Source organism: Mesorhizobium sp. M3A.F.Ca.ET.175.01.1.1, assembly GCF_004791945.1.
GTDB lineage: Bacteria > Pseudomonadota > Alphaproteobacteria > Rhizobiales > Rhizobiaceae > Mesorhizobium.
The window spans coordinates 1-564 of sequence record NZ_SRTP01000055.1 but is presented as its reverse complement, the minus strand read 5'-3'; the positions used below and the strand labels follow the sequence as shown (position 1 = coordinate 564).

At 59.8% G+C, this 564-nt stretch carries 1 protein-coding gene; it reads right to left on the bottom strand.

All coding sequences use genetic code 11. The features are described 5' to 3' along the window. The coding region (locus EN818_RS33330) for a hypothetical protein (protein ID WP_210237319.1) at nt 1–191 on the bottom strand (191 nt) is incomplete at its 3' end. Nucleotides 192–564: the final 373 nt, after the last annotated feature.

The window sequence follows — 564 nt, the reverse complement described above, 5'->3', positions numbered from 1 at the left end:
AGACAGGCGTTCTGATGAAGAACACATTCAAGATCAAGGTTGGTGAGACGCCAGCCCTGTGCAGCATCGAGATGAACGGTGCTCCGCTCCAAGGCGTCACCCGCGTCTCCTTCGACCTCGATGGTCAGAGGAAACCAAACGTTCTCCGACTCGAGATCATCGGCGAGATCCAGGTCGAAGGCGAATTCCATGACCGTGTCATCGCGTCGACTGAACCTCACGATCCAGAGCAGTCTGGCCCACGCTGAACCGGGGGGGGTCTCGATCTCTGGGGCGAACCGGGGGTCGAACCGCCCGGGGCTCATGTTCACAAAATTTTTTAGCCACCCTGAAAAACGGGATTGTGGCGCTCAAAACCCGAAAATAATCGGCGGTTTGTCGATCGAGCCAGCATGAAGACACCCAAGCGCGGCCGCGGTCGGCCGGCGTTCCAGCCAACCGCCGCGATGCGCCGCACCGTCGAACTGATGGTCTCCTGTGGCGACAGCAAAGAGACGGTGGCCCGGGCGATCGGTTGCTCCGTTCCAACGCTCGAGCTCCATTTCGACGAGGAGCTGAAGAACG